Raw genomic sequence first — 369 nt, forward strand, 5'->3', positions numbered from 1 at the left:
GGATTGCCTGAGCGGCGCAGGTCGGGTATGAGGCGGCCATGACGAGCTCGACCAAGTCCCTCTACGCCGGCCACCGCTTCCCTCCGGAACTGATCAGCCACGTGGTCTGGCTGTACTTCCGCTTTCCCTTGAGCCTTCGGATGGTCGAGGAGATGCTGGCCTTCCGCGGCATCGAGGTCAGCCACGAGACGATCCGCCAATGGGCGCTTAAGTTCGGCCAGGCGTTCGCCAACCTCATCCGCCGGCGGCTGCCCCGGCCCGACGACAAGTGGCATCTCGATGAGGTCGTTCTCAAGATCGCCGGCAAGACGCACTATCTCTGGCGCGCGGTGGACCAGCACGGCGTCATGCTCGATGTCCTGGTCCAGC

General features: G+C 64.8%; 1 protein-coding gene. It reads left to right on the forward strand.

Features of this window, described 5'->3' with window-relative positions; all coding sequences use genetic code 11:
- Nucleotides 1-38: 38 nt before the first annotated feature.
- The coding region (locus N826_RS39335; RefSeq protein ID WP_044438136.1) for an IS6 family transposase at nt 39-369 on the forward strand (331 nt) is incomplete at its 3' end.

The sequence above is a fragment of the Skermanella aerolata KACC 11604 genome, assembly GCF_000936425.1.
In the GTDB taxonomy this organism is placed as follows: Bacteria; Pseudomonadota; Alphaproteobacteria; order Azospirillales; family Azospirillaceae; genus Skermanella; species Skermanella aerolata.